This is a genomic window from Pararhodonellum marinum (assembly GCF_015354735.1).
GTDB lineage: Bacteria > Bacteroidota > Bacteroidia > Cytophagales > Cyclobacteriaceae > Pararhodonellum > Pararhodonellum marinum.
This window is the reverse complement of sequence record NZ_JACEFJ010000013.1, coordinates 34942-49014: the sequence shown is the minus strand read 5'-3', so window position 1 is coordinate 49014 and position 14073 is coordinate 34942. Positions and strand designations below refer to the sequence as shown.

General features: G+C 42.3%; 12 protein-coding genes. All 12 read left to right on the top strand.

Annotated elements, in window-relative coordinates:
• The first annotated feature begins 4 nt into the window (after window positions 1-4).
• The 12 genes from H1A14_RS19120 (at window position 5) to H1A14_RS19065 (ending at window position 14063) form a co-directional block, all read left to right on the top strand.
• A complete protein-coding gene (locus H1A14_RS19120; protein ID WP_228527879.1) occupies window positions 5-1759 on the top strand; it encodes a class I mannose-6-phosphate isomerase in 1755 nt (584 codons plus the stop codon).
• A 12-nt stretch (window positions 1760-1771) separates the two neighbouring features.
• Window positions 1772-3205, top strand: a complete 1434-nt coding sequence (locus H1A14_RS19115) for a sugar porter family MFS transporter (RefSeq protein WP_194777905.1) — start codon at window positions 1772-1774, stop codon at window positions 3203-3205.
• 12 nt (window positions 3206-3217) lie between these two features.
• Complete coding sequence (locus H1A14_RS19110) at window positions 3218-4426, top strand: DUF4185 domain-containing protein (RefSeq protein ID WP_194777904.1); 1209 nt, start codon at window positions 3218-3220, stop codon at window positions 4424-4426.
• A 27-nt stretch (window positions 4427-4453) separates the two neighbouring features.
• On the top strand, window positions 4454-5992 hold the full coding sequence (locus tag H1A14_RS19105; protein WP_194777903.1) for a sialate O-acetylesterase: 1539 nt from the start codon (window positions 4454-4456) through the stop codon (window positions 5990-5992).
• A 19-nt stretch (window positions 5993-6011) separates the two neighbouring features.
• Window positions 6012-7244 carry a DUF4185 domain-containing protein gene (locus H1A14_RS19100; protein WP_194777902.1) on the top strand — a complete coding sequence of 411 codons (1233 nt, stop codon included), beginning with the start codon at window positions 6012-6014 and terminating at the stop codon, window positions 7242-7244.
• The gene (locus tag H1A14_RS19095) at window positions 7241-8284 is read left to right on the top strand and encodes a hypothetical protein (RefSeq protein WP_194777901.1); all 1044 of its coding nucleotides are present in this window, start codon (window positions 7241-7243) and stop codon (window positions 8282-8284) included. Before H1A14_RS19100 ends, H1A14_RS19095 begins: the two co-directional genes overlap by 4 nt.
• Entirely contained in the window at window positions 8281-9030 is a 750-nt protein-coding gene (locus tag H1A14_RS19090; protein WP_194777900.1) for an SDR family oxidoreductase, read from the top strand. The genes H1A14_RS19095 and H1A14_RS19090 overlap by 4 nt, the downstream gene beginning before the upstream one ends.
• 5 nt (window positions 9031-9035) lie before the next feature.
• The gene (locus H1A14_RS19085) at window positions 9036-10259 is read left to right on the top strand and encodes an enolase C-terminal domain-like protein (RefSeq protein ID WP_194777899.1); all 1224 of its coding nucleotides are present in this window, start codon (window positions 9036-9038) and stop codon (window positions 10257-10259) included.
• 2 nt (window positions 10260-10261) lie between these two features.
• Window positions 10262-11110, top strand: coding sequence for an SMP-30/gluconolactonase/LRE family protein (locus H1A14_RS19080; protein WP_194777898.1), 849 nt, complete (start codon window positions 10262-10264; stop codon window positions 11108-11110).
• Between the two features lie 188 nt (window positions 11111-11298).
• Window positions 11299-12153 carry a helix-turn-helix domain-containing protein gene (locus tag H1A14_RS19075; RefSeq protein WP_194777897.1) on the top strand — a complete coding sequence of 285 codons (855 nt, stop codon included), beginning with the start codon at window positions 11299-11301 and terminating at the stop codon, window positions 12151-12153.
• A gap of 95 nt (window positions 12154-12248) precedes the next feature.
• The gene (locus tag H1A14_RS19070; RefSeq protein ID WP_194777896.1) at window positions 12249-12515 is read left to right on the top strand and encodes a hypothetical protein; all 267 of its coding nucleotides are present in this window, start codon (window positions 12249-12251) and stop codon (window positions 12513-12515) included.
• A 120-nt stretch (window positions 12516-12635) separates the two neighbouring features.
• The gene (locus tag H1A14_RS19065; protein WP_194777895.1) at window positions 12636-14063 is read left to right on the top strand and encodes an FAD-binding oxidoreductase; all 1428 of its coding nucleotides are present in this window, start codon (window positions 12636-12638) and stop codon (window positions 14061-14063) included.
• Window positions 14064-14073 lie beyond the last annotated feature (10 nt).

Genomic DNA, 14073 nt, shown 5'->3' with positions numbered 1-14073 from the left:
AGCTTTGAAAAAATCAAATTACGATAAATACCCTTTTATTCAAATCGAGGAAAACAACCATTCTTGCTGTGAAGGCTGGGAAGAGGTCTTAAAAACCATTGGCGGCAAGCTTGATTTATTGGATAAAAGGCTTAAAATCTTAGTGATCGAATGTTACCAAGGAGTAGATGACAATGAATTGAGAAATAAATTTCAAATAGGCATTTCTCACACTTTTTGGATTGAATCTACCTGTGCTTTTTTGCCGGAAAATAACATTCATAAAATGGTGTCTCCAGATGTAACCGAAGACAGGGTATTTGGGTACATGACTGACTTATGTCTTGAAGATTATTTTGATAAAGCTAAAATTTCCCAATTCCAGGATTCAATAAAAGGAACCAATGAGGGCACCATTATCATTTATGGTCCCGGAGCAAGTTTGCTGGCCCCACATCATGATGTGCTTGTCTATGCGGACATGCCGCGTTGGGAAATTCAGATGAGGATGCGGAGGAAAGAAGTAAATAGCCTTGGGCTTAGGAATAAATGCGAGGATTTTTCCCACTTATACAAACATGGATTTTTTGTGGACTGGAGAGTTTTGGACCGACATAAAAAAACTCTGATAAATCAATGGGACTTCTTGCTGGATTCTACAATTCGGCTGAAACCCAAGTTAGTTAAAGGAAAAGCCCTTCTCAAAGCTTTGGAAAAGGTAACGCGGCAACCTTTTCGGGTAGTTCCCTTTTTTGATCCGGGACCATGGGGAGGACAGTGGATGAAAGAGGTTTATGACTTGGATAGATCTGAAATCAATTATGCTTGGGGTTTTGATTGCGTGCCGGAGGAAAACAGCCTTTTATTGGGGTTTGGTGAAATTAAAATTGAAATTCCGGCAATCAATCTTGTCTTTAATCAACCCAAGGCTTTGCTGGGGCAAAAAGTATATGCCCGATTTGGCGATGAGTTTCCCATTCGATTTGATTTCTTGGATACCATGGATGGGGGCAATTTAAGTTTGCAGGTTCACCCGTTGACGGAATATATCCAACAGACTTTTGGCATGAATTACACGCAGGACGAAAGCTATTACATGCTTGATGTGGCGGAGGATGCTTTTGTTTACTTGGGATTGAAAGATGATGTCTGTCCCGACAAAATGATCCAAGAATTAAAAGAAGCGCAAAATACAGGGGTGTTTCACGCAGATAGGCATGTCAAAAAATGGCCGGTAAAGAAGCATGATCATGTTTCTATTCCTGCGGGTACGGTGCATTGTTCGGGCATTGGGAGCATGGTTCTGGAAATAAGCGCAACTCCTTACATTTTCACCTTCAAACTTTGGGATTGGGGAAGACTGGGTCTCGATGGAAAGCCAAGACCCATCAATATAGAGCACGGTGAAAAGGTCATTCAATGGGACCGAACCGCAACCTGGGTGGAGAAAAATGCTTTGAATCTGGTGGAGCCTTTGGCATCGGGTCCGGGCTGGTCAGAAGAAAGGACGGGACTGAATGAACTTGAGTTCATTGAAACCCGAAGGCATTGGTTCAAAAATATTGTTAATCATGACACCAATGGTACAGTCAATGTGCTGAACCTTGTACAGGGTGAAGAGGCAATAGTGGAAAGTCCCAATGGAGATTTCGAACCATTCGTGGTGCATTATGCAGAAACATTTATCATTCCGGCTTCAGTGGGAACCTATACCATCAGACCTTATGGAAATGCTTTGGGATCTACTTGCGCCACCATCAAAGCCTATGTTAGAACCTAATGGAAACCAAGGATGAACCAGATAGAAAATAAAATCGCAAGCGAAATAAGTACTGTGAATACAGGTTTTGTGCTCAAAGTTACTATAGTTGCTGCTCTTGGAGGTTTGCTTTTTGGTTATGACACAGCGGTAATAGCCGGAGCCATCGGTTATCTGGAACTAAAGTTTGGCCTATCCCCTGCTATGGTAGGTTGGGCAGCTAGCAGTGCCATTTGGGGTTGTGTGGTTGGAGCAATGGTAGCAGGATATCTGAGCGACAGGTTTGGCCGAAAAAAAATACTTTTGCTCACAGCCATTCTTTTTGCTGTTTCTGCAATTGGGTCCGCCCTGCCAAATTCCTTGACCTTATTTGTGATGGCAAGGTTTGTTGGCGGGTTGGGGGTAGGAGCTGCATCTATGCTCTCCCCTTTGTACATCTCAGAAATTGCACCTGCCCGAATCAGAGGGACCTTGGTCAGCCTGTATCAATTGGCTATAGTGTTAGGCATCAATTTGGTTTATTTTATCAACATGAGGATTGCTACCCTTAATTCAGAGGCATGGAATATTGAATATGGGTGGAGGTATATGTTGGGATCTGAAATGATTCCAGCGCTTATATTCTTGGTTCTTTTGTTTTTGGTTCCCGAAAGTCCCAGGTGGCTGATTTATAAAAAAAGGGAAGCTGAGGCTTTGGACATCTTGGAAAGGGTCAATGGAAGGCCAAAGGCGCTTGATTTGGTGAAGGAAATTAAATCGGTACTTTCCTTGGAAAAGGGGACCATTGGAGAACTGTTTAAACCGGGCCTTAGACTGGCGTTATGGGTAGGAGTGTTCCTTGCTTTGTTTTCCCAGATTACAGGGATCAATGCCATCATTTATTTTGCACCAGAAATTTTTAAAAGCGTAGGTTTTGCCACAGAATCGGCATTTCAACAGACCATGGCCATTGGCTTGGTCAATATGGTATTTACTTTTGTGGCCTTATGGTTGATCGATAAATCCGGTAGAAAAAAACTCTTGCTTTGGGGTGTAGGAGGGATGGCTGTTTGTCTATTGGGTGTTGGTCTTTGCTTTTACTTTGACATCACCCAAGGACCTTGGCTACTAATATTTATTTTAGGGTTTATGGCCTGCTTTTCTTCCTCTCTTGGACCTATTCCTTGGGTAATTATTTCTGAAATATTTCCTACTAAATCCCGAGGAGTTGCCATGTCATTTTGTACGGTTGTCCTTTGGTTGGGTGTGGTTTTGATAACCCAATTGACACCGATGTTGCTAAATTCCATAGGTGGCGCTTTTACCTTTTGGCTCTTCATGTTCAATGCCATGTTGTTATGGTTGTTCACATGGAGGTTTATCCCCGAAACCAAGGGAAAAACCCTTGAAGAGATTGAAAAACATTGGTTGGGGCAAAAAAAAATGATTAATCATTCAAACAAGACTAAAATCATTAACCTTTCATAAAATTATCTTTAGATGAAAAAAAGAGACTTTATCCCTATTCTAATCAGCATCTCCCTGCTTCAGGCATGTCAAAAAGATCCGGTCCAAATTGAAGACAAGAAAAACAACTCTATTTCAGAATTGAATTTTACTGCTGAAGAGGCTCCCGAATGGTCGGATTTGTTTCACAGATCTTCGGGTTGGTTTGGCGGGGATGGGATTTTTGTGATTCCAATGAACGGGGTAGATTCAGCTGGTTCTGGAGAGAATGGACAGACGCTGATTTTATTCAGTGATACCTTGATCGGAGAAATAGAAGATGGCCAATTGGGAACTGATTATAAAATGATCAATAACTCAGTGGCTATTTTAGATGGTATTGCACCCTCGGAGACTGATTTGAAATTTTATTGGGATGAAAACGAAAAAGGGGAGCCAAAATCTATTTTTATACCCCAAACACCACAAACTAACCCAGGGGATTATTTCTGGCTAGGGGATGGCTTTATCAATCATGAAAAAAATAATGACATCTACATTTTTGGCTACAGAATCACCAATACAGAAGCTGAAACATTTGCTTTTAAGGAAGTAGGCAATACCTTGATTGTGATTCCTTCCGGAAGCAATCCCCCGTTTGCAAATCAAAGGCAATTGGATACGCCTTTTTATTTTGAAGGAAATCCGGAAAGCACAGGTTCTTTTGGGGCTGGTATCATGGTGAATACAACCAAAGCAGGAGCACCACACCCCGATGGCTATGTCTATGTGTATGGGATCAAGGGAATAAAGAAAGAGGTATTGGTAGCAAGGGTACTTCCCCAGGACTTTGAGGATTTTAGCGAATGGAGGTTTTGGGATGGTGATGAATGGCAACCTGAAATGGACAGTGCCGCCGCTATCGCGGACAGAGCTTCCAACGAAATGAGCGTCACTGCACTAAAAGATGGCAGGTATGCCATGGTATTCCAAACTGATGGAATCGGGACCACAGTAGGATTAAGGTTGGCCCTTTCCCCTGAAGGCCCTTATGGACCTATGATCCAACTTTGGGACGCCGTCGAAGACGTGAATGTGGGAGAGCAATTCATCAGCTACAATGCCAAAGTACATTCCAACCTTTCCAAGCCAGGAGAATTGCTCATCAGCTACAACATCAATTCATTTGATTTCTTCAATGAAATATTGGTTCATCCCAACCTGTATAGACCGAGATTCATCAGGGTAAAACTATTGGATTAAAAGCTAAGGACTTAAAATTCATTTATCATGATAAAAAATCGCATTTTGGGTTTCTTCATCCTTGGTTTCTTAATGACCAATGTTACTCTAGTGAGTAGCACTGCTTTTGCTGAGCCAGTTGAGTCGACGTTTCAGTTGGCCAGCATTCTCCAAAGCAATATGGTCATCCAACAAGGAAAGGATTTCAAACTCTGGGGAAAATCCAAACCTGGGAGCCAAGTTTCAGTATTTGTAAGTTGGAGTGACGGATCCTCAGAAAGCGAAAGTGATCTAAATGGAGATTGGCAGATATCTTTACCTGTTCCCAAAGTCGGGATAGGCGATTTTAAGTTGCAAACCCTTACAATCAGTCATGAAGAAGGTGAAGTGGTTTTGGAGAATATTCTTATCGGTGAAGTGTGGGTATGTAGCGGGCAGTCCAATATGGATATGGAAATGAAAGCCATCCCGCCATGGTTGGAAGGTGTGGTGGATTATGAAAATGAAATTGCCGCCGCTGAATATCCAAATATCCGGTTCATCAAAATCGAAAAAAATTTCACCAAGGATCCTTTGAATGAAACCAAAGGGACTTGGAACCAAGTGTCTCCAACCACAGCTGGAGATTTGAGCGGGGTGGCCTACTATTTTGCCCGAAATCTTCAGGAAAAACTCAAGATACCTGTTGGGTTGGTCATTTCTTCCTACGGTGGTTCAGCGATTCAAGCTTGGATGAGTAAGGAAGCCTTGGCTGAAGATGAAGTTTTGAATATCAATTACCTAGAGCCTTATGATCAAAGCCCTGAATCAGAGGAAAGCTTGGAAGGCATCGAGACATTGGAACAGCTCTTTGAAATCCTCACCCGACCATCTCTCCTTTACAATGCCATGATCCATCCCTTGAAAAAGCTTTCTATTAGGGGATTTTTATGGTACCAAGGGGAATCCAATAAAAATGAAGCCCAATATTATACCAGGCTGAACAAGGTACTCATAGAGAATTGGCGGAAAGATTTTGATCAAGGTAATCTGCCATTTTATTTTGTACAGATGACACCATACAATTGGGAGGAAAGTGATCCCGATGCCGATTATTATGCCAAATTCAGAGAATCCCAGGAAAAGGTATTAAAAGTAACTCCAAATGTGGGCATGGCAGTTACCATGGACATTGGTGAGGTAAACAATATTCACCCAAGGAACAAAAAAGATGTGGGGCTCCGTCTTTCAAGAATTGCGTTAAACCTTACCTATGGGAAAAATGAAACACAATATTTGGGTCCAAAATTTGATAGTTTCCTGATTGTAAAAAACCGGATAGAAGTTACTTTTGAACCCCAAAGTGTCGGTTCAGGACTGTCCACCAACGATGGAGAGCCTCCCAAACATTTTTTTATAGCCGGAGATGATGAAGTTTTTTACCCCGCTCTTGCGGAGATTTCTGGGGATAAAGTAATCCTTTGGTCAGAAAAAGTAAAAAATCCTTCAATGGTAAGGTACGCCTTTACTAATTACCCCATAACTAATTTTCAGAATAGGGAAGGATTGCCTGCAACTCCTTTCCGGACAGATGATAAAGAAAACTGAAACCTTAAATTCAAGAACTATGCTTTTAAAAAATAAATCAGGTGTTGGAGTTTTGATCAGCCTATTTTTGGTTCTAGTTTTTTCAGGTTGTCAATCCAATCACCAAAAATCCGAAGTTTACACAGAGGTAAATCAGTCAGCAGATCGCTGGAATGGAACCATCAAAGCAAAATCAGTTCCCCAATGGGAGGAAATGCTATTCCAAAAGTCAGGATGGATTGGTGCAGATGGCGTATACGTAGTTCCTTTGAACGGGGTGGAGCGCCATGGAGAAGCAGACCAAACGCAGACCATGTTTTGGTTCAGTGATTCTATTATCGGAAATATTGAAGGGGATTCCCTCCAAACTGATTGGGAAATGGTACACAATTCAGTAGGATATATGGAAGGGGCTGTACCTGATCCTTCCAAGATCACTTTTTCTTGGAGAACCGGAAACAATGGGGAGGCTTTATCGATGTTTGAACCCAATACGCCAGGAACCACTGAGGATGAATACTATTGGTTGGGAGACGGATTTTTCAATCATGCCATGGACAGTACCATTTACATTTTTGCTTACAAAATCAAAAATGTGCCCGGAGGAGTCTATCCATTTGATGATGTAGGAGTTTCATTGATATCCTTGCCAAAAGGGAGCAAGCCACCTTTTGAAAACCAAAAACAAATGGATACTCCCTTTTTCAAAAAAGACAGCAAAGGGAAGGGGAAAGTTGTATTCGGGATCAGTGTAATGGCCAATACTTCCGGGGCAGGGGCACCTGATCCAGATGGATACATTTACATCTATGGAGTAAGAGGTCCAATGAAAGAACTTATCGTAGCCAGGGTTCAGGACCGGGAATTTGAGTCATTCGACAAGTGGAGATTTTGGGATGGAGCAACTTGGTCAGACGATATGGATGACGCATCTGCTTTGACCAATAGGGTCTCCAATGAAATGAGCGTTAGTTTCATGGAGGATGGACGGGTAATGGCTGTTTACCAATTGGATACCAATTCCCCAAATGTAGCCATTCAGGTGGGCAGGACTCCTACCGGTCCTTTTCAGCCTCACAAAATTATTTATGAAACGCCGGAAATTTATGAGGACATTGATTTTTACACCTACAATGCCAAGGCCCATCCACACTTGTCCAAGCCTGGCGAATTACTGATCAGTTACAATGTGAATTCTTTTGACTTCTTGACAGATATCCACAAGCACCCACACCACCTTAGACCTAGGTTTGTGAGCTTCAAATACCAATGAAAACTGTGAAAGAGCACCATATACTTGAAAACGAGCAATCCAGTCTCACCATTCATCAAAAAGGAGGAGCAATCATCGATTTCCATCTCAAGGATAATGGAGTGAATCCACTTTGTTTCGAATTTTCCAAGGATCAAATGCCCGAAAACAACAAAGGTGGGGCCCCATACAGAGGACATTTTCTCTGTTTGGGAAGATGGGGGTTGCCTTCATCGGGTGAAATCAAAGCAGGGATACCCAATCATGGTCAAATTGCCAACGTAGCTTGGAAAATAGACGGCAGGTCAAACCAAAAGTGTCTAATGATGGAAGCAATAGCACCAAAAGAAGGTTTGAAATTAGAAAGGAAGATAAGGTTAGATCCAAAAATAGCGCTTATAGAAGTCAGTGAATGCGTTACCAATCAAAATCCTCTAGGTCGGGTTTTTAATATGGTTCAACATCCTACATTGGCTAAACCATTCTTGGCTGTAGACACCCTAATAGATTGCAATGGAGACATAGGATTTGACCAGGATTTCCCTGGCACTCCTGATTCGGATTCTTTTACCTGGCCTTATGTCAAATTGGGAAATGATGGAGATGAAAACCTTAGAAACCCAAAAATCCCGAGAAACGCTGTTTATACAATTATAGTGAGAAAAACAGATGAGTTGGGCTGGATTACTGCTTTTTCTCCTTCTCTCAAAACTATGATTGCATATATTTGGAAAAGGAGTGATTATCCATGGATCCACCATTGGTTACACTATGAAGGTTCAAAGCTTGAATATAGGGGTATGGAATTTGGAACAGCAGGTATCCATCAACCTTTCAAAACCATATTGATGGAATTTCCCAAAGTATTTGATCACCATACCTTTGACTACATAGATTCCGGAGAAAAAAAGGTCAAAAAGTACCTCTCTTTTCTCATACAAATTGATTCCGAGTTTCAAGGGGTAGACCATATTGGATTGGACCATGAGATCATTTTCATCAAAGAAAAGCACAAGGACAATCACATCATTATTCCACTAGGCTTTAAAGTATTTACATGAAATTCAAAGATAAAATTGTTGTAGTGACAGGCGCTTCCAAAGGCATTGGGGCCGCTTGTTCAAGGTTGTTTTTGGAACAAGGTGCGCAAGTGGTCATGTTGGATATATGGGAAGATGAAAATCCAATAAAAGGATCCCACTTCATTAAGTGTGATGTTTCAGATGAAAGAAGCGTCAGTGGGGCATTTAACCATATCGAAGAGAAATTCGGGAAATTGGATTTTTTGGTCAACAATGCAGGAATCCAAAAGTACGGCACGGTCACTTCTACCACCTTGGAAGATTGGGACCTCGTTTTCAATGTCAACCTAAGAAGCATGTTTTTATGTGCCCAGAAGGCCATCCCCTTGATGCAAAAGGCTGGGAAAGGGGTTGTTATCAATGTGGCAAGTGTTCAGTCTTTTGTGAGTCAAAAGAATGTAGTGGCCTATACCACTGCAAAAACTGCGGTTTTGGGACTTACCAGAAGTATCGCAGTAGATTTTGCCCCCGAAATCCGATGTATTGCGGTTTGCCCCGGAACCATCGATACACCGATGCTCAGGGATTCTATTGCGCTCTCTGAGAATCCAGATGAAGTTCTTCAGGAGTGTTATGATATGCATCCCATCGGACGAATTGGCAATCCAGAGGAAATTTCAGAATTGATAGGTTTTCTTTGCGAGGATAAATGCACTTTTATCACTGGAGAAGCAATCAGGATTGATGGGGGGTTGGGCATTACCATTGGTGGCAGTAAAAGATAATTGTTATGAAAATTTCAGACATTAAAACAACTACTGTTTCAGTTCCCCTTGAGGCGCCAATTAGACATGCAAATGGAGCCCATTGGGGAAGATTTATACGCACCATCATTGAAATTGAAACGGATGAAGGAATCGTGGGTCTGGGAGAAATGGGAGGTGGCGGCCAATCCGCAGAGGCTGCATTCCATGGGTTAAAAAATCATCTCATAGGACATGACCCCATGAATCTTGAGCAACTATATTGGAAGATTTGCAATCCAACGGCATCTCTTTACAACAATAGAACCCAACTACATGCAGCCATTGAATTTGCCTGTATTGATATTATTGGTAAAAAACTGGGGATTAGGGCTTGTGATCTACTGGGAGGTTCCTTACGAGAGGAAATCCCTTTTGCCTCATACCTTTTTTTCAGATACCAGAATGACACGACAGGTAGAGGGGGAGAGGAGTCTGCTGAAGAAATAGTTGCGCATGCTAAAGCACTGACCGAAAAGCACGGTTTTACCAGTCATAAACTGAAAGCTGGGGTTTTCCATCCTGATCATGAAGTGGAGGTTTTCCGGGCACTGGCCCAAGAATTCAAGGGTCACACCTTTAGAATTGATCCCAATGCGGTTTGGAGTGTGGAGGAATCAATAAGAATTGCAAAGGCGATTGAAGACCTTCCCAATGATTATTTTGAAGATCCCACTTGGGGGATGGAAGGCATGAAAAGGGTAAAGGACAAAATCAATATTCCCACTGCCACCAATACCATAGTCGTCAACTTCGAACAGCTGACGACTTGTATCAGAAATAACACGGTAGATGTGGTTCTTTTGGACACCACCTTTTGGGGAGGGCTGAGGCAAGCTTGGAAAGCCGGGGTGATTTGTGAAAAATTCCAAATTGGGGTTGCTGTACATAGTTCCGGAGAATTGGGCATCCAACTTGCCACCATGCTTCACCTTGGGGCATCCACACCGAACTTGGCATTTTCAGCAGATGCACATTACCATCACCTTACAGATGACATCATCAAGGGAGGTAAATTGGTTTATAAAAATGGCTGCATTGCTGTACCGAATTCCCCTGGATTGGGAGTGGAACTGGATAGGGATAAAGTGGAAAAATATGCAGAACAATATAAAGAATACGGCTCCTATCCCTATGACAGGGATCCTAAAAGAAAGGATTGGTTTAGCATATTGCCGGAAAAAAGATGGGCAACTTTTAAAAATACATAATCATGATAGCTGACTTGAATGAAGTATCCATATTGATTGAAGGCTTGGACCATCCCGAATGCGTAGCGGTTCATCCCGATGGATCTGTTTGGGCAGGAGGAGAAGCCGGACAGGTGTATCGCATCTCTCCCGATGGCAAAACAAAAGAAGAAATAGGTTCTACAGGTGGATTTATACTTGGTATAGCTTTCTCACCTGATCTCAGCTGGCTGGCTTTGTGTGATTTAAAAAACAAATGTATATGGAAGCTTGATTTGGATAATTACAGTTTGGTCAAGTTTTCAGAAGGAACACCAATTGAAAAAATAAACATTCCAAATTACCCTGTTTTCGATAATGAAGGGAACCTCTATGTTACCGAAAGTGGAGAATTCAGGAAAGTAAACGGAAAAATTTTCAAAATAGACCCTAATGGAATCACTCAGGTCTGGCACCCTGGTCCGTTTAACTTTGCAAATGGCATGGCCATATCTAAGGATCAAGATTGTCTTTTTGTAGTTTGTACCTGGTTACCTGGTGTAGAAAGAGTAGGGATTAATAATGATGGTACAGCTGGTGAAAGGGAAGTTTATGCAACGCTACCAGAAACCTGCCCTGATGGTGTTGTGATTGACTCAGAAGGAAATCTGCTCGTGTCTTGTTATGCACCAAATAGAATTTACCAGATCAAAAAAAACCAGGAAGTGAGGTTGTTCATCGATGATTGGGAGGGTCATACACTTTCCAATCCAACCAACATGGCCTTTGGAGGACCTGGCTTCAATACCTTATACATTGCAAACTTAGGAAGGTGGCACATCGCCCAAATTCAGTTGACAGTAATGGGATTAAAATTACCCTGTCACCGATGAAGTGAACTCTGGTTTTTTTATTTGGACTTAGGTTCATACTTTAAATCGCCATCCTTTCAAGGATAATTTTTGCTTTTTTGTGGATAACTTCCCCCCGCTTCCCCTTGACTTTCTGGTCAAAATTGTTATAATAAACAAGGTTCATGCAAGAACCACGGCGTAAAAGTACCACCCTAAACCCAGCGGTCATGGACAGCTTTTATGATTTTATCTGCCATCATCCTCCCACCATCAGAGTTCAGGTGAATGAATTGCTTTTGGCGGAATATCAATGCCCATTAGACAAGATCCGACATTCAATCTGGACACACGAAAACTATTTTGTCTATGTCATCAAGGGAAAAAAAGAGTGGCTTACCCATCATGAGATGGTTGAAGTAAATGAGGGAGATTGCATTTTTGTACGAAAGGGAGCCCATTCGGTCAACCAATATTTTGACAAGGATTTTTGTGCCGTGGTGCTGTTTACTCCCGATGAATTTATCCGGTCTGTTTTGCTCCATAACCGGGTCAATTTGAATCAGGAAAGCCATTCATTTTCAAGGAAATCTATTTTTTCGCTTAAATCTGATGCTACACTCGAGGCCTATTTTAAGACCTTTTTGACCTACCTTTCCGGGCATACTTCCACAAACCTTAAACTTTTGGAACTGAAATTCAAGGAACTGATGCTCATTACGGCTTCCCAACCTTACAATCGGCAACTCACTGCCTACTTTGCCCAATTATGTCAGAACAGCAAACCTTGCCTGCAGGAACTCATGGAAAGGAACTTTTACTTTCCGATGACTTTGGAGGAGTATGCCAGACTTACAGCAAGAAGTCTATCCGTTTTCAAAAGGGATTTTTATGAAATCTATGGTACGAGTCCAGGCAAGTGGCTGAAATCGAAGCGATTGGAATTCAGTAAGTACCTGCTGAAAAATACAGATATGTCTGTAACAGAGGTGATTTTCGAAAGTGGTTTTCAAAACCCCTCTCATTTTAGCCGGGAATTTAAGACGGCCTATAACTGTACCCCCTTGGAGTACAAAAATGCCTAAAAGGCTGATTTGCAAATTCTTTGGACTTTATAGCAAAGCGAAGAAATAATCAATGCTTTACCTTGCCTTTAGTATTAATTCAAAATTCTAAAGCCATGTTTATTGCTATAAAACACGAAATCCACGATCCCAAAAAATTTCAAAAATGTGCAGAGGAAGTATTCCCCCTGCCTGATCATTTGCATGTACACCATTTCTATCCCTCTGTCAACATGAAGGAAGCAGTGTGTCTCTATGAGGCAGCTTCCATTGATCAGTTGAGTGAATACCTGGACCAAAAGCTAGGTACTGCGAGTACCCAATATTATTTTACCGTGCTATCAGAACATGCCATCGGGCTTCCTGAGCAAGTTGGTGCCTAGTTTTTGCCATCATTGATCGAGGTCTAAGCCCCTTGATCAAAAATGTCTTTTTACAATCATCATTCATTTCGTTTCTATCCTTTTTCAAGGAAAGGAATACCTTCCTAAACCCTAAAAATCATGAAAAGCAACAACAAATCAACTGAATCTTTAGATGACCTTTTGGAGATACTTCCAGATGAGTCTATTCTGGAGGAATTTCGTCAAATCCTCAGAGGCCCTATGATCCTACCAGGCGATCAGGAATATGATGAAGGCCGTTCCATCTATAATGGAATGATCAATAAATTTCCTGCCATCATAGTTAAATGTGTAGATGTAGCCGATGTCCAGCACTGCCTGAATTTTGCTCAAAAACATAGGCTAGATACAGCCATCCGAAGCGGAGGCCACAATGGCCCCGGACTTGCCCTGGTGGATGAGGGGCTGGTCATTGATCTTTCTTTGATGAAAGGCATCAGGGTGGATCCGGAAGGTCATACCGTCAGGGTACAGGCTGGGTGTACTTGGGGAGATGTGGACCATGCCACTCATGCCTTCGGATTGGCGGCTGTAAGCGGAGTGATCTCTACCACCGGAGTAGGAGGACTGACCCTCGGAGGTGGACATGGTTATCTGACCCGAAAATATGGCCTTACCATTGACAACCTCCTTGGAGCTGATTTGGTACTGGCAGATGGCCGATGGGTCTACTGTAATGAAAAGGAAAATGAGGACCTTTTTTGGGCTCTAAGAGGTGGTGGAGGTAATTTTGGGGTGGTTACCGCCTTTGAGTTCAAGCTTCATCCGGTAAAAAACATCATTGGAGGTCCACTTTTTTGGCCCATAGACCAACTTGAAAAGACCTTGAAATGGTATCGGGATTGGCTCCCCAATCTTCCTAGGGATGTGTATGCCTTTTTTCTAACAGCAGAGGTTCCTGCGGCAACACCTTTTCCAGAGGAAATTCATGGAGAAAAAGTCTGTGGCCTGTTGTGGTGCTATACAGGACCCGAAGGAGAGTTTGAACAATACCTGCAACAGGCCCGGGATGTAGCAAAACCTCTGATGGAATTTACTCCGGAAATGCCCTATCCAGCCATTCAAAGTATGTTTGATGGCCTTTACCCTTCGGGAGACCAATGGTACTGGAAAGGGGCTTTTCTCCAAAGTTTACCGGATGAGGCAGTTGAAATTCACAAGCGTTTTTCACGAGTACCGACTTCTAAATCAACCATGCACCTGTATCCCATAGATGGAAAGGTCCATGATGTAGCGAGCAACGAAACAGCGTGGGAAAAGCGGGATACCCTCTGGTCAATGGTAATCGCTGGGGTTGACCCCGATCAGAATAACCTTGAAAAAATCAGATCATGGGCCCGGGGATTTTGGCAGGAGATACATCCCTACTCACAGGATGGAAGCACTTACATCAATTTTATGATGGAAGAAGGAGAGGAACGTATCAAAGCCAACTATGGGGATAATTACCGACGACTTCAGCAAATTAAAGCCAAATATGACCCGGATAATTTCTTCCATGTGAATCAGAATATTAAGCCGGCATAAAATAAAATTC